Below are 16235 nucleotides of genomic sequence, written 5' to 3'. Positions count from 1 at the left end.
AGGGTGAAGTCATCGTCGCCGGGCATGCATCCGGGCGACGTCGACCGAACGGCGAGGAGCTGACCAGACGATGCAGTGTCCCAAGTGCCATGCAGCGATGCACACGTACAACCGCAATGGTGTTCAGATCGAGCAGTGCAGCGGCTGCCGGGGCATATTTCTCGACTACGGCGAGCTGGAGTCGCTGACGCGGCTGGAGTCGCAGTGGACCCAGCAGGCCCCGCCCGTGCCGCCGGCCCCGCATGCCCCGCATGCCCCGCAGGCCTACCCGGCCGCACCCCCGGCTCCGGCGTGGGGCGCCCCGCACCATGGCGGTCACCACGGGCATCATCGTCAGCGGAGCTTCGGCCGGATGCTGTTCTCTTCCTGAGTGCTTCGGGTGCGGCGGCCGGGCCACTGGCCCGGTCGGCCCTCCCGGCCCCCGCGGGCACCGGCCCTACCCGCCCCGCGGCGGGCCTGCCACGGAACGACGGAGCCCCCGGCCGTCTCGACGGCCGGGGGCTCCGGGTGGTGCGCGATACTGGGATTGAACCAGTGACCTCTTCCGTGTCAGGGAAGCGCTCTCCCGCTGAGCTAATCGCGCGGGGTGACCTGCGTTACTGCACTGCGTACCCGATCAGCATCCTGCTGCCCAGGGCTGCGTGATCACTGCGTACTGCTTCCTGCGTGCGCGATACTGGGATTGAACCAGTGACCTCTTCCGTGTCAGGGAAGCGCTCTCCCGCTGAGCTAATCGCGCTCGGACCCTCGCGGATCCAGTGGACGATACTGGGATTGAACCAGTGACCTCTTCCGTGTCAGGGAAGCGCTCTCCCGCTGAGCTAATCGTCCTTGGAGGTGGAGACGGGATTTGAACCCGTGTAGACGGCTTTGCAGGCCGTTGCCTCGCCTCTCGGCCACTCCACCCGGAGTGCAGGGGGTTCGGGAAGATCCCCCACTTTCTCGAGCGGACGACGAGATTCGAACTCGCGACCCTCACCTTGGCAAGGTGATGCTCTACCAACTGAGCCACGTCCGCTTGTCGTTTCCGTTCCGCTTGCGCGTCCCGGCGACGTGTTGAACTCTAGCGGATTCCTGGGCCAGTACAAAAACGCGTTTGTGCAGCTTGCCGCCATGTGTTCACGTCGCAGCAGCTCACCGGCGGCTCACCGGTGACTCTCCGGCGGCTCAGTGGCGGCTGATCGGCAGCTCGCCGCCGGCCGAGCAGCGGCTGTTCGGCAGCTCGTCGGGGGCCCGGCGGGGCCGGGCCGCCCGCACCCCGTCCTCGCCGGTCATACACTCACAGACGTGCACGACCTCGCTCCCATGGCCCGCTTCGGCCCCCTCGTCGCCACCGGCCTCCGGGACGTCACAAGCGATCCCGCAGCCCTCGACTCCCGCGGCTTCTGGGCCGTTGCCGCCGACTTCGAGGGCCGTCTGACCTGCGCCCGCTTCAGCGATGTCCGCCGTGAACCGGTTCCGGAGCCCGTCCCGGGCCGCTGGCGGGGGCCGGCCGCCGAGGAGTGGACGTCGTCCCTGGACCGGGCCGCCTACACCGCCGGCGTGCGGCGCATCCGCGATCACATCGCGGCCGGCGAGGTCTACCAGGCCAATTTGTGCCGGGTCCTGTCGGCCCCGCTGCCCGACCCGGCCGCGGCCGATGTCGACGAGCTGACGGCGCTGCTGGCGCGGGGCAACCCGGCACCGTACGCAGGAACGATCCGCCTGCCCGCGCACGGCGTGGAGATCGCGACCGCGTCCCCCGAGCTGTATCTGAGCCGCGACGGGCGCACCGTCGAGTCCGGCCCCATCAAGGGCACGGGCAGGACCGCGGACGATCTCCTCGAGAAGGACCATGCGGAGAACGTCATGATCGTCGATCTGGTCCGCAACGACCTGGGCCGGGTCTGCACCACCGGCAGCGTCACCGTGCCCGCTCTCTGCGCGGTCGAGCCCCACCCCGGCCTCGTGCACCTGGTCTCCACCGTCCGCGGTGAGCTTGCCCCCGGAGCGGGCTGGGGCGAGCTGCTCGCGGCGACCTTCCCGCCCGGCTCGGTCACCGGCGCCCCCAAGTCCAGCGCGCTGAAGATCATCGACGCGCTGGAGCCCGCCCCGCGCGGTCCGTACTGCGGCGGTGTCGGCTGGGTCGACGCCGACCGGCGCACCGCGCAGCTCGCCGTCGGCATACGGACCTTCTGGATCGACCGCGCGGCGAACGTCCTGCGGTTCGGCACCGGCGCCGGCATCACCTGGGGCTCCGACCCGGAACGGGAATGGGCGGAGACGGAACTGAAGGCATCGCGACTGCTGGCGGTAGCGTCGGGCGCGTACGCGGCAATCGGAAGGACAGCTCGATGAAGGTTTGGGTCAACGGCGCGCTCTCGGAGATCGAGGACGCCCGGGTGTCCGTGCTCGACCACGGGATGACCGTCGGCGACGGCGTCTTCGAGACCGTCAAGGCGGTCCACGGTCAGCCCTTCGCCCTCACCCGCCACCTGGAACGGCTGGCCCGCTCCGCCGACGGCCTCGGCCTGCCGGAACCCGATCTCGACGAGGTGCGGCACGCGTGCGCCGCCGTACTGGCCGCGAACCCGATGCCGCTCGGACGACTGCGCATCACCTACACCGGCGGACTGTCCCCGCTCGGGTCCGACCGGGGGACCGACGGTCCGACGCTGGTCGTCGCGGTCGGCGCGACCACGCGCCGCCCGGACGGCACATCGGTGATCACCGTCCCCTGGACCCGCAACGAACGCGGCGCGCTGACCGGGCTGAAGACCACCTCGTACGCCGAGAACGTCATCGCTCTCGCCAGGGCGCACCAGCACGGCGCCTCCGAGGCCCTGTTCGCGAACACCGTCGGACGGCTCTGCGAGGGCACCGGCTCGAACGTCTTCGTCGTCCTCGACGGTGAACTGCATACCCCGCCCGTCTCCTCCGGGTGCCTTGCGGGCATCACCCGCGCCCTGACCGTCGAGTGGACGGGCGCCAAGGAGACGGACCTGCCCATGGACGTCCTCGACGGCGCGGAGGAGATCTTCCTGACCTCCACGCTCCGCGACGTCCAGTCGGTCGCACGCGTCGACGGCCGCGACGTCAGCGTCGTCCCGGGGCCCGTGACGACGAAGGCCATGCGCGTCTTCGAGGAGCGCGCGGCGGCCGACCCCGACCCGAAGTCCGTGTAGCCGGCCGGGGAGCCGGAGGAAAACCTGGTGTCGGAGGGTCGCGGGGCAGGTAGAAACTCCTCGATGACCACAACCCTGCGGCCCACGGGGCCGATCCAGTACGACGCCGACGGCGCCGCCTCCCGCGGCTACGACGTCTGCGTGAACGGCCGGCCGGTCGGGACTGTCGAACTCGCCACGGACACCGGCGGCGGCCGTCCGGTCGGCTCCATAAGGTCGCTGCACATCGACGAGGCCGACCGCAGACGGGGCCGCGGCACCGTCGCGGCCCTCGCCGCTGAGGAGGTGCTGCGCGGCTGGGACTGCACCGAGGTCCGCGCGGCCGTCCCGGCCGACGCCGGCCCCGCCCTGCGTCTGGTCACCGCGCTCGGCTACACCGAGCGTGGCCGCAACATGATCAAGGAGACGTCCCGGCCGCTGCCCACGCTGCCGGAAGGCGTAGAGAGCCGCCCGATGGACGAGGACGAGTTCGGCCGCTGGCTCTCGCACGCCGTGCGCCACTTCGCCCGGGACTGGGTCTCGCGCGGCGTGCCGGAGGACGAGGCACTCGCCCGCTCCGAGGCCGTCCACGCCCGCCTGCTCCCGGAGGGCCGCGCGACCCCCGGCGCCCACGTCCACTCCCTGCTCGCCGAGGGCACCGTCGTGGGGCACGTCTGGGTGTCGGAGTGCGAGGTACGCCCCGGCGAGGAGGGCGCGTACGTCTTCGACGTGGAGGTGGCGGAGGCCTACCGGGGCAGGGGCCACGGAAGGGCCCTGATGCTGCTCGCCGAGCGCATCGCCGGCGAGGCCGGCCGGCCACTGATCGCCCTGCACGTCTTCGAGGGCAACCGTCCCGCGCTCGCGCTCTACGAGTCCCTCGGCTACCGCACCACCCACCGCAACTTCGTCAAGCGGCTCCTGTAGCCGGACCCGGCCGCATCACTGCCCGGCCAGGAGCCGGTCTGCGATCTCTTCGATACGCGCTCGCAGCCCTTGCTGGCTCTTGCCGCCGTCGAGCCGCTCGCCGCCGATGACGTACGTGGGCGTGCCGGTCACCCCGATCGCCTTGCCCTCGGCCTGGTCGGCGTCGACGATCAGGATGTGCCGGCCGTCGATCAGCGCGGTGTCGAACTCCTCCACGTCCAGGCCCAGTTCGCCGGCGACCTCCAGGAGGAACGGCTCACCCTTGGCAGCCAGCTCCTCGGCGCGCGCCAGCACGGCCTCCGCGTACGGCCAGGCCTTGCCCTGTGCCGCGGCCTCCTCGGCGGCCTGCGCGGCGGCGAACGCGTGCTTGTGCTTGTCGAGGGGGAAGTGCCGCAGCCGCGGCTCGAGCCGGTCGCCGTAGCGGTCGCGAAGGGCCCGCAGGTCCTCCAGCGCGGTGCGGCAGTCGGTGCACTGGAGCTCGCACCACACGTCGAGGACGGCGGGGGAGCCGGTCGGGGAGTCACTCATGCGGACAGTCTCCCAGCCCGGCGTCCCGCGCCCAACCGGGACCTGGGGAGGACAGCGTCCCGGAGATCTCCCCCAGATGTGCCCCCCAGCGCCTCGCGCCGTGGCCCGGAACGGCCGGGGCGGTGCAGGATGGAGGGGACGCAACCGCTCAAGCCGCCAACGCCTGGAGGACCGGATGCTTGCCGAGACCATTTGTTCCGCGGTGTCCGCGGCGGGCCTGGGCATCGCCGCGATCACGGCGTACCGCAGGCGTTTCCTGTCCGCGGCGCGTATCGCGGCCTACTCGCTGCTGCCGCTCGGCCTCGTCCTCACCGGGGCGGTCGAGTGGGCGGTCGGCACGGCGTTCAGCCTGACCGCCTGGGTCGGCTTCGGCCTCCTCGGCGCCGCATGGCTGCTCTTCCTGACGACCAGGGCCGTCGAGCGCCGGACGGGTGGGACACGCAAGGAACGCAGGGCCGCAGCCGCGGCCGCCCACCGAGAGGCCGCCGAACCGGCCGCGTCCCGACCCTCGCTCGGCCGGTCCGCTCCGGCGACCGGCCAGGCCGCGCCGGCGAAACCGAAGGCGTCCCGCGCCGACGACGACTTCAGCGACATCGAGGCGATCCTCAAGAAGCACGGCATCTGAACCGACCGTCCGCTGGGCAGATCCACCGGGCGGGGCCACCCGCACACGGCCTTCCGCGGCTGACGCACCGCGCCCACCGCCTTCCGCGGCCGTCGGACCGGGCCACGGGATGTGATGAACCACCGTTGCCGCAGGGCGTGTTGGTCGATCATCACCGCTCCGGCTGCGCCATGATCACCCCGAGATGCTCGATACCTCGCGGGGCCAGGCCCCCGTACCGACCCAGGAGCCGCGCGGATGCCTTTTCGCGCTCTCCCAGCCGCCCCTGATGATCTTCCTCGGGGTGATCGGCGTCCTGCTGCTGATGGCGGCCGTGCACGACCTCTTCTGGCTGTGAGGGACGCGGTGGGACACCACGGACACCACGGTCCGCTCAGCCCGCGGCCTCCTTGCGGCGCGCCCGGTAGGCCGCGACATGAAGTCGGTTGCCGCATGTGCGGCTGTCGCAGTAGCGGCGCGACCGGTTGCGCGACAGGTCCACGAACGCGCGCCCGCAGTCCGGCGCCTCACAGCGCCGCAGCCGTTCCTGCTCGCCCGCGACGACGATGAACGCCAGCGCCATCCCGCAGTCCGCCGCGAGATGGTCGGCGACCGACGCGCCCGGTGCGAAGTAGTGCACATGCCAGTCGTAGCCGTCGTGGTCGGTCAGCTGCGGGGTCGTGCCCGCGGCCGCGACCAGTCGGTTGATGACCTCCGCGGCCGTCCTGCTGTCCGGCGCGGCGAACACCTCGGCGAACAGCGCTCTGATCGCCTGCACCGCCTTGATGTCCCGCTGGGTCAGCTCCCCCACCCCGCTGACCTTGTGGCTGCGTACGAAGTCGTACAGCGCCCCGACGTCCGTCAGCCTGTCGTCCTGCCCGCTCTCCGGTGCGGTGTTCACCAGATCGACGACGGTGTCGAGGGCGATACGGGTGTCGTGGGGGATCAGCACGAATTCGCTCCCTGGCCGGATGCGGGCCGGTGCCCGCCGAATTGCGCTGACTCTAGCGGTTCGTGCCGAGAGCGCACCGGCGCCGTCGCCGCGGTGGATTCCGCGACGACGGCGCCGGTGTCATTCCGTATGAGGTTGTCCACGCGGCGCCGTCTCCCCGAGACGGACGGCGCCGTGCGGTCCTTCGCCGGCCGGACTGGGCTCAGCTCTCGGCCAGAATGTGCGACAGCTCCGTGTCGAGATCGAAGTGCCTGTGCTCGGTGCCTGGCGGCACCGCTGCGTCCGTCCGCTTGAGGAACGATTCCAGGGCCCGCGCCGGGGCCTCCAGCAGGGCTTCGCCCTCCGGGGAGCTCAGCGCGATGCAGACGACGCCCTGGCCATGGCTGCGTGAGGGCCAGACCCGTACGTCGCCCGTGCCGGTGGGCCGGTGCAGGCCCTCGGCGAGAAGGTCGCGGGCGAAGACCCACTCGACCGTCTCTTCGGCTCCGGTGTGGAAGGTGGCGTGCACGGCATAGGGATCGGCCGTGTCATACCGCAGGCCCGCGGGTACAGGCAGTGAGGACTCGCTCGATACAACGAGGCGCAGGTGCAGCTCGCAGCTGACCGTGGTGTTCATAAGCGCCAGGGCCTTTCGCTCAGTGTGCGCTCGGGGATTCGCACGTCGGCGAAATCGACATGCCACCTACGGTGCCGTTGTAAACCCCTCTGACCGTTTTGGGGTCCTTCAGGTCGCTCGTACGGCGGTGCATTACTTTGCGTTATACGGCCATTCTGGTGACGGAGTCCGATCCGGTAGGTTTGGATTTATGAACGCGCAGAGTGACGAGCGGGACGAGGTCGTCGCCGCGACGACGACCGACCCCGCCACGGGGGACGTGACGGACGGAGCGGCACAGCCGCTCCAGGAGGCGGCGAAGGAGGAACCGGCGCTCGGCTCGAGGGCGCCGCACTTCATCAAAAGGTCCAAGCCGCTGCACATGAGCTGGCAGGTCGGCGTCTTCATCGTCGGCCTGGCCGTGGTCGGCGCCGGTGTGTCCATGCTGGTGCTGCCCGGACCGGGCTGGGTCGTGATCTTCGGCGGTATGGCGATCTGGGCGACCGAGTTCGTCTGGGCCCAGCTCGTCCTGCGCTGGACCAAGCGCAAGGTCACGGAGGCGGCCCAGCGGGCCCTCGACCCGAAGGTCCGGCGACGCAACATCATCCTCACGACGATCGGTCTTGTCATCGTCGCGGCGCTCTGCGGCATCTATCTCTGGAAGTTCGGCCTCGCCCTGCCGTGGGACATCGACGAGTGACCGCCAAGTGGTCCGGGGCACCGGCTGACATGGGGTAATGTTTGCCGTGCGCCCGGGCGATTAGCTCAGTGGGAGAGCGCTTCGTTCACACCGAAGAGGTCACTGGTTCGAACCCAGTATCGCCCACCCGGAACGGATGCCCCGGAGACTTGACGGTCTCCGGGGCATCCGTCGTTCCCCCTGCCGTCACCGCATGCGGCTCAGGCTCTCCCGCAGCCTGCGGGCGTCCCGGAGCCGCTGTTCGTACGTCGCGCCCACACCGAGCAGCAGCAGGCCCGCGAGCGCGGGCGGCAGCCAGCGGGGGAGAGCTCCGACGACCTGGGCCACGTACGGGGCGAGCTCGTGCAGCGCGTCCAGGGCCAGCACCGCGCCGCCGAGGACGAGCAGCGCCTGGAGCCTCAGCCGGGCGCCGGCCAGGGTCACCGCCAGGGCCGCGAGCCCCAGCAGCAGCGGGCGCAGCCAGTGCTCGTCGCCCCAGGCGGCGACGAGGCTCGGGACCAGGGTCACGGCCAGGCCCGGACCGTACGCCGTCCATGAGGAGGCCCGCGGGTCCTTCCGGCGGCGCAGCACCCCGAGCGCCAGCGCCGCGGCGGTGACGGGCAGGGTGTAGGCCTCCGGGGACGTCACGTCCCAGGCAGCGAGCCGGACCCAGGTGGCCGCCACGAAGCACACCGCGGCCAGGTGGCCGGCCACCGGGCGTCGCTCCTCCCGCACGGCCGTACCGGCGGCGACGACACCGCACAGCGCCAGGGTCAGCGCCAGCGTCGGCTCGTCGCCCGCCGCGAGCGGCAGCGCGACCAGGCCGGCAGCGGCGCCGGTGATCTCCACCGGCAGGGCGGCGGAGTGACGGCGCAGCACGGCGCCGAGCACCGCCGTGAGCACCGGCACGGACAGCAGCACCAGCGCGGTCCGGTGTGCCGGGAGGTCGAACGCCGCGGCGCCCGCTCCGGCGAGGACTGCCGCGTAGAACGTCGCGGTGCAGGCGAGCAGCGCCTGTACCGGGCCCTTCGTCCGCAGGGCCGCGAGGGCGAGGGCCCCGACGAGCACGCCGAGGACGATGAAAGTCGCAGGACGCGTCGCGAGCGACAGCAGCGCCACGCTCACCGAACCGCCGAGCCCGCACACCAGCGCGGTGAGCGAGACGTCCGGGAGCCGCACGGCGGTGGCGAGGGCGAGGACCGCCAAAGTGAGGACGAGCTGCCAGGCGACGGCCGCGGAGTGGCCGAAGCCGAACACGATCGGCAGCGTGACCGCGGCGGCCCAGGCCACCGCTACCGCGCCGCACCGGGCGGTCGCCCGCATCCGGTCGCCGTGAGCGCGTCGGACCGCCGTGGGGGACAACGGCGCCCCGGGCGGTGCACCGGGCCCGGCAGCGGGCGGGACGGGGGCGGCCTTGTCGGCCTCGTCCCGGCCCCGGTCGGGGGCGTCGTCCCAGTAGCGGGCCACGGCGGCCAGGACCGCCGCTACGGTCAGGAGCGTCAGCGGGGCGGGGAGCAAGGTCGTCGTCGTGGCGTCCGGGTCCGGCAGGCCGGACCCGCCGGACCAGATGTCCGTCAGCGTCGTCGCCGGGCCCGCCAGAGCCAGCGCCGTCAGCGGAAGCACCGCGAGGAGCGCCGCCGCGTGCACGGCTGCCGCCGCACCGGCGAGGCCGCCGAGCAGTCGCCGGGGCAGTGGGGTCCGTACGGCGCCCAGCACAGCCACCGCGCACAGCAGGTAGCCGAGCACCGCCCAGCCGCCGGGGACCACGGCGCGGATCACGCCGCCGACGCCCGCCACCACGGCCAGGCCCGCCACCGCGGAGATCCAGGCGGCGGAGGTGCGCCACGCGGCGAACAGGGCGACGGCCGCCGCCACGGTCAGCAGCACCGCCGGACCGGCAGCAGCCGCGGCGTCGTCCGCCATCAGCGACCTGAACACACCGGTCAACAGCGCACCGCCGCCCGTCGTCGCGGCAACCGTCCAGGCGACCACCTTCACGGCGGCAGGCCGGCCCCGGAGCACGACGGCGACATCAAGCGTGGCGGTCAGCAGCAGCGCCCACTCGATCGGCGGCGCGGCAGCTTCCGCGGTCAGTGCCCAGAGGGGCAACGGGAGCTGCGCCGCCACGACGGCGGCCGGCAACGGGGTCCGCAGCCGGGGCAGCGCGACGCCGTACAACGTCCACAGTGCGGCGAGCGCCGCCGATGCCAGGGCCGAGTATCCGAGCCCGTCGGCCTCCGGCAGCCCCACCCGGTGCAGGGCGTACGCGTCGAGGACGGTCAGCACCAACCCGAGCACGGCCACGGACTCGGCCGTGGCGAACAGGCCCCTGCGGAGCAGGACCAGCGGCGTGCCGAGAGCGGCGACCGTCACGGCGCCGAGCACCGCGGAACGGCCGCCGATGCCCATCTCGCCCCAGCTGACGAGGGTGAACGCGATCGCGGCGATCGCCAGCAGCAGCCCGCCAAGCGTCAGCAGCAGGTTCTGGACGCCGGGCGGCGACGTCTCGGCCGCAGCGGGCGCGGCGAAAGGCCCGCCGAAACCGGCGGGCGGCGGGGCGATGGGCGCGGCGACGGGTGCTGCGGGCCGCAGCGCGGCCAGCAGCCAGGCCCTGCGGGCCAGCAACTGGGCGCGGCGCGAATCGAGTTGGCGCAGCTCACGGTCGAGTGTCGCCAGTTCCTCGGCCGGTGGTGGCACGTTCTCCATGGCCGAAGTGTGGCCCCGGCCACAGCCGGCGGCATGGGTGCGGATACTCAATTCCCGGTGAGTACCCCCCGGCAGGTGGCGCAGACTGGCCCCATGGACTGGTGCCGCTACAACTTCCGCAGCGTCTGGGACCTGCCCGCCGCGCCCGGCGACGTCTACCAGGCGCTGTCACGGGTGGAGGACTACCCGCGGTGGTGGCCGCAGGTGCGGGAGGTGACGGAGGTCGAGGAAGGGGTCGGCACCGCCCGGTTCCGCTCGTTCCTTCCGTACGACCTGTGCGTCACGGGCAGCGCACAGCGCAGCGATCCGGTGGACGGTGTGCTGGAGGTGCGGATGGCGGGGGACCTCGACGGCTGGTCGCGATGGACCGTGCGGGCCGGCGGCAGGGGCACCCGCGCGTTGTACGAGCAGGAGGTCGTCGTGCGAAGGCCCCTGATGAGAAGGCTCTCCGTCCCGTGCCGCCCGGTGTTCCGGGCCAACCACGCGTTCATGATGCGCGCCGGGAGGCGTGGTCTGGAGGCCTACCTGGAAGGAGTTTGAACCGAGCCCGCGGTGCCCTGTATTGTTCAGTCCGTTCCCGGGCGATTAGCTCAGTGGGAGAGCGCTTCGTTCACACCGAAGAGGTCACTGGTTCGAACCCAGTATCGCCCACCCGGAGAGGCCGGTCCGTCATCGACGGACCGGCCTCACTTGTTCCACCGTCAGGCCGCGGCCGCCAGTCCCGGCCGCAGCGGCCACGCGGGATCGACCGTCTCCGGCGTACCGCTGCGGGCGAACCACGCCTGGAGCCCGCGAGCCTGAGCCGCGTGCCACACCGCTTGGAGCGTGTGCAGTTCCGCCGGCGACAGGCGCTCCAGACGAGCGTTGAAACGCCGCCCCACCGCCCGTACGACCTCCAGCGCCGCCAGCGCGTCGGCCGCCGCGTCGTGCGCCCCGTCGAGCACCACCTCGTACTGCGCGCACAGGTCCGTGAGCGTCCGCCGCCCCTTGCGGTAGCGGTCCAGATGCTTGTCCAGCACTCGCGGATCCAGCACGCACAGCGGTGAACGGTCCAGGTAGCGGCTCAGCGACGACGCCCGATGCCGCCTCAACTCCCGGTCCAGCAGCGTCAGATCGAACGGCGCGTTCATCACCACCAGCGGCCGGCCCGCTGCGCACTGCTCGGCCAGCGACCTCGCTATCTCCTCCATCACCGGCGCGGGCCAACGGCCGTTGCGCTGAAGGTGGTCGTCGGTCAGCCCGTGCACCTCGATGGCGCCCGGCGGCACGGGCACGCCCGGATTCACCAGCCAGCGCGTGATCCTCGGCCGCCCGCCGGGCGAATCCTGGACCACGACGGCCGCGGACACGATGCGGTCCTCCTCGACGTCCACTCCGGTTGTCTCTGTGTCAAATGCGGCCAGGGGGCCGTCATACCAGTGCGTCATCCGCGAACTCCTCGCACGTACCCGGCAGATGGCGACAACCCCTGCCCGAATCGGTGATACCCGGGCTGTTTGCACCGTACGCAGGCCGGTGACAACACAGGTGACGGGGAAGGAAATTGCCATGGCGCTCGCCCAGCCCGAGCCGGGAGGGCTGTCCCCTGCAAGCGGGCGGTTGCCCCCGCCCCAGCGGACGCCCCCGCTGCGCGGAGCACTCGCCACCACCGCCTGCATGGAGACGCTCCAGGTGGGCTATCTGCACGCCGTCGCCGCCGCGGCGGGGTGCTCGCTCTCCCAGCCGTTCCCTGACAACGGAATCGACTGGCACCTCAGCCACAGCTCGGCCGGCCACACGGTCGACGACGAAGTGACCATCAAGGTGCAGCTCAAGTGCACCTACCAGATCCCACCGCACCCGCCGGGGCCCGCGTTCTCCTTCACCCTCGACAACGACCACCTGGTGAAGCTGGCCCGCACCCCCGTCTCGGTGCACAAGATCCTGGTCGTGATGCTCGTCCCGAGGACCCAGGACGAATGGCTGCGGGCCAGCCACGACCGGCTCGACCTGAGGCACTGCTGCTACTGGACCAACCTGGCCGGCCACGCGGTGACCGGCAGGCACCGGACCACCGTGCGCATCCCGACCTCGCGGGTCTTCGACGACCGGGCGCTCTGCGAGATCATGACGCGCGTCGGGGCGGGAGGGAGACCCTGATGCACCGGCCCTTCGACGACCATGTGCGTCCGCACCCGAGCGCCGCGGAGCCTCCCGGCCCCTGGCGCGGGGCGGCGGAACCCGATCCGGCGGAGGTCGATCCCGTCGTCCTCGGCGCGCTCCTGGACCGGCACGGCTGGCGCCGCCGCGGCGGCGCCGCGGGCCGCTACACCCGCTGGACCCCGCCGGGACACCACACCGGCGGCACGAGTCTGCTCGTCCCGGAGAGCAAGGCCTTCCCCGACTGCGAGGACCTGCTCGGCGAGGCCATCACCGCCCTCGTCCGCAGCGCCGCGCCCTCCGCCAAGGACGTTCTCGTCGGGCTCACCGTCCCCAGCGACGAGATCCGCTGGTGGCGCGACACCCCCGCGGGCGGCCCCTCGGGCACCGCCTCATGGACCGTCCAGGAACAGCTCCGCTCCGCCGCCCGGCAGATGCTGCTCGCCGGCGCGCTCGCCGCACGGGAACGCGCCGGTTACTACGGCGGGCGCCACCGCAGGCAGGCGCAGGCACTGCTCGACGGCGTCCTCGTGGGACCGGCGCCCGGCGGCCGTTCGCTTACCGCCTTCGTGCCCGTCGACTCCGGGCGGGCACTGGCCGTCCGGCTCTGCCACGCCGTGCAGGCCACCAGGGAGGCCATCGACTACCAGCGGGCGACGGGCGGCACCGAGGCGTTCGACGCGGCGGTCCGGGCAGGGGTGAGCCGCGAACTCACCGAAGCGGTCATCGCCCTCGTGCGCGGCTCCGAAGGCGCCCGCGTCTCCGTCGAATGGTCCCCGGCCGCCGGGGTCCCGCAGGGCTGCGCCGCCCGCATGGAACCGGTCGAGTTCTCCCCGGGCGATTTGCCCGTGCTGCGCGAGGCCGGTGCCCGTTACCTCCAGGACGAGCCGTCCCTGCCGGTACGGATCACCGGCACCGTGGTGCGGATGCGGCGCTCGGGACCGCGTGGCGCCGGAACCGTGCGGCTGCGGGTGCTGTCGGGCGCCGACGTGCCGCACGTGCGTGTGGCGCTCGACGAGGACGCCTATCGCACGGCCGGCCGGGCCCACCTGGTGGGGCTGCCGATCCGGGTGGCGGGACGGCTCGAGAGCCGGGGCGGCTTTCGTCGGCTGAGCGACGCGTCCGGGGTGGCGCCCGTACCGGTGGACGAGGCGGAGCGCGACCGGCTGATGAAGTCGCTCCAGGAGAATCCGGACTTCTTCGACGAGGCGGGCGAGCAGGAGGGCGAGGGGCCGCCGTAACCGTTTCGCGAGCGGCCCCTCCGGCTCGGTACGATTCCGAGTGCGTACGCACTACGAATCGGGTACGCGCCCGCCTTCAGTCAGGAGAGACCGGTGTCAGACGTCCGTGTGATCATCCAACGCGATTCCGAGCGGGAAGAGCGCGTGGTGACGACGGGCACTACGGCCGCCGACCTCTTCCCCGAGCGCACCGTCGTCGCCGCCCGCGTGGGCGGGGAGCTGAAGGACCTCGCGTACGAGCCGAAGGACGGCGAGGAGGTCGAGCCCGTCGAGATCTCCTCGGAGGACGGCCTCAACATCCTGCGCCACTCCACCGCGCATGTCATGGCCCAGGCCGTGCAGGAGCTCTTCCCCGAGGCGAAGCTCGGCATCGGCCCGCCGGTCAAGGACGGCTTCTACTACGACTTCGACGTCGAGAAGCCCTTCCACCCCGATGACCTCAAGGCCATCGAGAAGAAGATGCAGGAGATCCAGAAGCGCGGCCAGCGCTTCTCGCGCCGCGTCGTCACCGACGAGGCCGCGCGTGAGGAGCTCGCCGACGAGCCGTACAAGCTGGAGCTCATCGGCCTCAAGGGTTCGGCGTCCTCGGACGACGGGGCGGACGTGGAGGTCGGCGCGGGCGAGCTGACCATCTACGACAACCTGGACGCCAAGACCGGTGAGCTGTGCTGGAAGGACCTCTGCCGCGGTCCGCACCTGCCGACGACCCGGAACATCCCGGCGTTCAAGCTGATGCGCAACGCCGCCGCGTACTGGCGCGGCAGCGAGAAGAACCCGATGCTCCAGCGCATCTACGGCACCGCCTGGCCGTCGAAGGAAGAGCTCAAGGCGCACCTCGAGTTCCTCGCGGAGGCGGAGAAGCGCGACCACCGCAAGCTGGGCAGCGAGCTGGACCTCTTCTCGATCCCGGAGCAGATCGGTTCGGGCCTCGCCGTCTTCCACCCCAAGGGCGGCATCATCCGCCGGGTCATGGAGGACTACAGCCGCAAGCGGCACGAGGAGGAGGGCTACGAGTTCGTCTACACCCCCCACGCCACGAAGGGGAAGCTCTTCGAGACCTCGGGCCACCTGGACTGGTACGCCGACGGCATGTACCCGCCCATGCAGCTCGACGAGGGCGTCGACTACTACCTCAAGCCCATGAACTGCCCGATGCACAACCTGATCTTCGACGCGCGGGGTCGTTCCTACCGTGAGCTGCCCTTGCGGCTCTTCGAATTCGGAACGGTCTACCGCTACGAGAAGTCGGGTGTCGTGCACGGCCTGACCCGCGCCCGCGGTTTCACCCAGGACGACGCGCACATCTACTGCACCAAGGAGCAGATGGCGGACGAGCTCGACTCGACGCTCACCTTCGTGCTGAACCTGCTGCGCGACTACGGTCTGACCGACTTCTATCTGGAGCTGTCCACCAAGGACCCGGAGAAGTTCGTCGGCTCGGACGAGATCTGGGAGGAGGCCACAGAGACGCTGCGGCAGGTCGCCGAGAAGCAGGGCCTTCCGCTGGTCCCGGACCCGGGCGGCGCCGCGTTCTACGGGCCGAAGATCTCGGTGCAGGCCAAGGACGCCATCGGCCGGACCTGGCAGATGTCGACGGTGCAGCTCGACTTCAACCTGCCGGAGCGCTTCGACCTGGAGTACACCGGTCCCGACGGCACCAAGCAGCGTCCGGTGATGATCCACCGTGCGCTGTTCGGTTCGATCGAGCGGTTCTTCGCCGTGCTGCTGGAGCACTACGCGGGCGCGATGCCGCCGTGGCTGGCCCCGGTGCAGGCGGTCGGCATCCCGATCGGCGACGCGCATGTCGATTACCTGCAGGACTTCGCGGCGGACGCCAAGAAGAAGGGCCTGCGGGTCGAGGTGGACGCCTCCTCGGACCGGATGCAGAAGAAGATCCGCAACCAGCAGAAGCTGAAGGTCCCGTTCATGATCATCGTCGGTGACGACGACATGAACGCAGGCACGGTCTCCTTCCGCTACCGCGACGGCTCGCAGGAGAACGGCATCCCGCGCGAGGACGCCCTGGCGAAGATCGCCGACGTGGTGGAGCGCCGCGTCCAGGTCTGAGCCCCGCCGGCGATGGGCGGTCCCTTCCCGGGGCCGCCCCTGGGGCCTCGCATTTCGAAAGACCCTCGCCGCATGCCGCGAGCAGCGCCGAATATGCTGGCCCGCATGACGACAGAGCAGCCGGAGCAGCAGATCGGAGTCGGGACGCCTGACGCGTTCCAGCGACTGTGGACGCCCCATCGGATGGCTTACATCCAGGGCGAGAACAAGCCCACGGGTCCCGGTTCCGGAGACGGCTGCCCGTTCTGCTCGATTCCCTCCAAGAGCGACGAGGACGGCCTGGTCATCGCCCGTGGTGAGCGCGTCTACGCCGTGCTCAACCTCTACCCGTACAACGGCGGGCATCTCATGATCGTCCCGTTCCGCCACGTCGCCGACTACACGGACCTGGACGACGCCGAGACCGCCGAGCTCGCCAAGCTGACCAAGCAGGCGATGACCGCGCTGCGCGCGGCATCCGGCGCGCACGGGTTCAACATCGGCCTGAACCAGGGCTCCGCGGCGGGCGCCGGCATCGCCGCCCATCTGCATCAGCACATCGTGCCCCGCTGGGGCGGTGACACCAACTTCATGCCGGTCATCGGCAACACCAAGGTGCTGCCCCAACTGCTCGGCGACACCCGCAGGATGCTCGCCGAGCACTGGCCGAAGGGCTGA

17 protein-coding genes and 7 tRNA genes are annotated in these 16235 nt (G+C 71.5%); 14 read left to right on the top strand and 10 right to left on the bottom strand.

The window, feature by feature from the left end; translation table 11 throughout:
- The first annotated feature begins 70 nt into the window (after positions 1 to 70).
- A complete protein-coding gene (locus MDN94_RS28910) occupies positions 71 to 370 on the top strand; it encodes a TFIIB-type zinc ribbon-containing protein (RefSeq protein WP_482728804.1) in 300 nt (99 codons plus the stop codon).
- Between the two features lie 138 nt (positions 371 to 508).
- Here MDN94_RS28910 and MDN94_RS28905 read toward each other — a convergent pair.
- The 5 genes from MDN94_RS28905 to MDN94_RS28885 form a co-directional block, all read right to left on the bottom strand.
- Positions 509 to 583: transfer RNA gene (locus tag MDN94_RS28905), tRNA-Val, on the bottom strand.
- Between the two features lie 84 nt (positions 584 to 667).
- Positions 668 to 739, bottom strand: a tRNA-Val gene (locus MDN94_RS28900).
- 20 nt (positions 740 to 759) lie between these two features.
- Positions 760 to 831, bottom strand: a tRNA-Val gene (locus MDN94_RS28895).
- Position 832: 1 nt separating this feature from the next.
- A tRNA-Cys gene (locus tag MDN94_RS28890) sits at positions 833 to 906 on the bottom strand.
- A gap of 39 nt (positions 907 to 945) precedes the next feature.
- A tRNA-Gly gene (locus MDN94_RS28885) sits at positions 946 to 1018 on the bottom strand.
- Positions 1019 to 1287: 269 nt separating this feature from the next.
- Here MDN94_RS28885 and MDN94_RS28880 point away from each other — a divergent pair.
- The 3 genes from MDN94_RS28880 to MDN94_RS28870 all read left to right on the top strand — a co-directional run bounded on the left by MDN94_RS28880 (position 1288) and on the right by MDN94_RS28870 (position 4067).
- Positions 1288 to 2337 carry a chorismate-binding protein gene (locus MDN94_RS28880; protein ID WP_482728803.1) on the top strand — a complete coding sequence of 350 codons (1050 nt, stop codon included), beginning with the start codon at positions 1288 to 1290 and terminating at the stop codon, positions 2335 to 2337.
- On the top strand, positions 2334 to 3164 hold the full coding sequence (locus MDN94_RS28875) for an aminotransferase class IV (RefSeq protein ID WP_482728802.1): 831 nt from the start codon (positions 2334 to 2336) through the stop codon (positions 3162 to 3164). Before MDN94_RS28880 ends, MDN94_RS28875 begins: the two co-directional genes overlap by 4 nt.
- Positions 3165 to 3227: 63 nt before the next feature.
- Positions 3228 to 4067 (top strand): GNAT family N-acetyltransferase, encoded by an 840-nt coding sequence (locus MDN94_RS28870; RefSeq protein WP_482728801.1) that lies wholly within the window; start codon positions 3228 to 3230, stop codon positions 4065 to 4067.
- A gap of 15 nt (positions 4068 to 4082) precedes the next feature.
- Here the strand turns inward: MDN94_RS28870 and MDN94_RS28865 are convergent, their stop codons facing one another.
- Positions 4083 to 4595 carry a DsbA family protein gene (locus MDN94_RS28865; RefSeq protein ID WP_482728800.1) on the bottom strand — a complete coding sequence of 171 codons (513 nt, stop codon included), beginning with the start codon at positions 4593 to 4595 and terminating at the stop codon, positions 4083 to 4085.
- A gap of 175 nt (positions 4596 to 4770) precedes the next feature.
- Here MDN94_RS28865 and MDN94_RS28860 point away from each other — a divergent pair, with 175 nt between their 5' ends.
- Positions 4771 to 5220 (top strand): hypothetical protein, encoded by a 450-nt coding sequence (locus MDN94_RS28860; protein WP_482728799.1) that lies wholly within the window; start codon positions 4771 to 4773, stop codon positions 5218 to 5220.
- 184 nt (positions 5221 to 5404) lie between these two features.
- Entirely contained in the window at positions 5405 to 5557 is a 153-nt protein-coding gene (locus MDN94_RS28855; protein WP_005319706.1) for a hypothetical protein, read from the top strand.
- Positions 5558 to 5593: 36 nt separating this feature from the next.
- Here the strand turns inward: MDN94_RS28855 and MDN94_RS28850 are convergent, their stop codons facing one another.
- Both MDN94_RS28850 and MDN94_RS28845 read right to left on the bottom strand, forming a co-directional pair.
- Positions 5594 to 6151 carry a CGNR zinc finger domain-containing protein gene (locus MDN94_RS28850; RefSeq protein WP_482728798.1) on the bottom strand — a complete coding sequence of 186 codons (558 nt, stop codon included), beginning with the start codon at positions 6149 to 6151 and terminating at the stop codon, positions 5594 to 5596.
- 202 nt (positions 6152 to 6353) lie between these two features.
- Positions 6354 to 6767, bottom strand: a complete 414-nt coding sequence (locus MDN94_RS28845; protein WP_003959770.1) for an SsgA family sporulation/cell division regulator — start codon at positions 6765 to 6767, stop codon at positions 6354 to 6356.
- Positions 6768 to 6957: 190 nt separating this feature from the next.
- Here MDN94_RS28845 and MDN94_RS28840 point away from each other — a divergent pair, with 190 nt between their 5' ends.
- Both MDN94_RS28840 and MDN94_RS28835 read left to right on the top strand, forming a co-directional pair.
- Positions 6958 to 7446, top strand: coding sequence for a TIGR02611 family protein (locus MDN94_RS28840; RefSeq protein WP_482728797.1), 489 nt, complete (start codon positions 6958 to 6960; stop codon positions 7444 to 7446).
- 54 nt (positions 7447 to 7500) lie between these two features.
- Positions 7501 to 7572 (top strand) — tRNA-Val (locus MDN94_RS28835).
- 60 nt (positions 7573 to 7632) lie between these two features.
- Here the strand turns inward: MDN94_RS28835 and MDN94_RS28830 are convergent.
- Positions 7633 to 10131 (bottom strand): SCO7613 C-terminal domain-containing membrane protein, encoded by a 2499-nt coding sequence (locus MDN94_RS28830; protein ID WP_482728796.1) that lies wholly within the window; start codon positions 10129 to 10131, stop codon positions 7633 to 7635.
- Between the two features lie 93 nt (positions 10132 to 10224).
- Here MDN94_RS28830 and MDN94_RS28825 point away from each other — a divergent pair, with 93 nt between their 5' ends.
- Both MDN94_RS28825 and MDN94_RS28820 read left to right on the top strand, forming a co-directional pair.
- Positions 10225 to 10671 (top strand): SRPBCC family protein, encoded by a 447-nt coding sequence (locus tag MDN94_RS28825; protein WP_482729109.1) that lies wholly within the window; start codon positions 10225 to 10227, stop codon positions 10669 to 10671.
- 39 nt (positions 10672 to 10710) lie between these two features.
- Positions 10711 to 10782 (top strand) — tRNA-Val (locus MDN94_RS28820).
- Between the two features lie 50 nt (positions 10783 to 10832).
- On the opposite strand, the gene MDN94_RS28815 is transcribed toward MDN94_RS28820, so the two are convergent.
- Entirely contained in the window at positions 10833 to 11558 is a 726-nt protein-coding gene (locus MDN94_RS28815; protein ID WP_005319721.1) for a 3'-5' exonuclease, read from the bottom strand.
- 121 nt (positions 11559 to 11679) lie between these two features.
- On the opposite strand from MDN94_RS28815, the gene MDN94_RS28810 reads away from it, so the two are divergent.
- The 4 genes from MDN94_RS28810 (at position 11680) to MDN94_RS28795 (ending at position 16235) form a co-directional block, all read left to right on the top strand.
- Positions 11680 to 12270 carry a DUF4365 domain-containing protein gene (locus MDN94_RS28810; protein WP_482728795.1) on the top strand — a complete coding sequence of 197 codons (591 nt, stop codon included), beginning with the start codon at positions 11680 to 11682 and terminating at the stop codon, positions 12268 to 12270.
- Positions 12270 to 13511, top strand: a complete 1242-nt coding sequence (locus tag MDN94_RS28805) for a hypothetical protein (protein ID WP_482728794.1) — start codon at positions 12270 to 12272, stop codon at positions 13509 to 13511. Before MDN94_RS28810 ends, MDN94_RS28805 begins: the two co-directional genes overlap by 1 nt.
- 93 nt (positions 13512 to 13604) lie before the next feature.
- The gene (thrS, locus tag MDN94_RS28800; RefSeq protein WP_482728793.1) at positions 13605 to 15578 is read left to right on the top strand and encodes a threonine--tRNA ligase; all 1974 of its coding nucleotides are present in this window, start codon (positions 13605 to 13607) and stop codon (positions 15576 to 15578) included.
- Positions 15579 to 15671: 93 nt separating this feature from the next.
- A complete protein-coding gene (locus MDN94_RS28795) occupies positions 15672 to 16235 on the top strand; it encodes an HIT family protein (RefSeq protein ID WP_441265419.1) in 564 nt (187 codons plus the stop codon).

The organism is Streptomyces sp. WAC00040 (genome assembly GCF_056835925.1).
The sequence above is the reverse complement of the archived record's forward strand: the minus strand, read 5'-3'. Positions and strand labels throughout refer to the sequence as shown.

What these genes read in the sequence shown, in the direction of transcription:
- MDN94_RS28910 (WP_482728804.1), top strand. Translation starts at nt 71, where the DNA reads ATGCAGTGTCCCAAGTGCCATGCAGCGATGCACACGTACAACCGCAAT.
- MDN94_RS28875 (WP_482728802.1), top strand. Translation starts at nt 2,334, where the DNA reads ATGAAGGTTTGGGTCAACGGCGCGCTCTCGGAGATCGAGGACGCCCGG.
- MDN94_RS28870 (WP_482728801.1), top strand. Translation starts at nt 3,228, where the DNA reads ATGACCACAACCCTGCGGCCCACGGGGCCGATCCAGTACGACGCCGAC.
- MDN94_RS28865 (WP_482728800.1), bottom strand. Translation starts at nt 4,595, where the DNA reads ATGAGTGACTCCCCGACCGGCTCCCCCGCCGTCCTCGACGTGTGGTGC.
- MDN94_RS28860 (WP_482728799.1), top strand. Translation starts at nt 4,771, where the DNA reads ATGCTTGCCGAGACCATTTGTTCCGCGGTGTCCGCGGCGGGCCTGGGC.
- MDN94_RS28855 (WP_005319706.1), top strand. Translation starts at nt 5,405, where the DNA reads ATGCTCGATACCTCGCGGGGCCAGGCCCCCGTACCGACCCAGGAGCCG.
- MDN94_RS28845 (WP_003959770.1), bottom strand. Translation starts at nt 6,767, where the DNA reads ATGAACACCACGGTCAGCTGCGAGCTGCACCTGCGCCTCGTTGTATCG.
- MDN94_RS28840 (WP_482728797.1), top strand. Translation starts at nt 6,958, where the DNA reads ATGAACGCGCAGAGTGACGAGCGGGACGAGGTCGTCGCCGCGACGACG.
- MDN94_RS28830 (WP_482728796.1), bottom strand. Translation starts at nt 10,131, where the DNA reads ATGGAGAACGTGCCACCACCGGCCGAGGAACTGGCGACACTCGACCGT.
- MDN94_RS28825 (WP_482729109.1), top strand. Translation starts at nt 10,225, where the DNA reads ATGGACTGGTGCCGCTACAACTTCCGCAGCGTCTGGGACCTGCCCGCC.
- MDN94_RS28815 (WP_005319721.1), bottom strand. Translation starts at nt 11,558, where the DNA reads ATGACGCACTGGTATGACGGCCCCCTGGCCGCATTTGACACAGAGACA.
- MDN94_RS28810 (WP_482728795.1), top strand. Translation starts at nt 11,680, where the DNA reads ATGGCGCTCGCCCAGCCCGAGCCGGGAGGGCTGTCCCCTGCAAGCGGG.
- MDN94_RS28805 (WP_482728794.1), top strand. Translation starts at nt 12,270, where the DNA reads ATGCACCGGCCCTTCGACGACCATGTGCGTCCGCACCCGAGCGCCGCG.
- MDN94_RS28795 (WP_441265419.1), top strand. Translation starts at nt 15,672, where the DNA reads ATGCTGGCCCGCATGACGACAGAGCAGCCGGAGCAGCAGATCGGAGTC.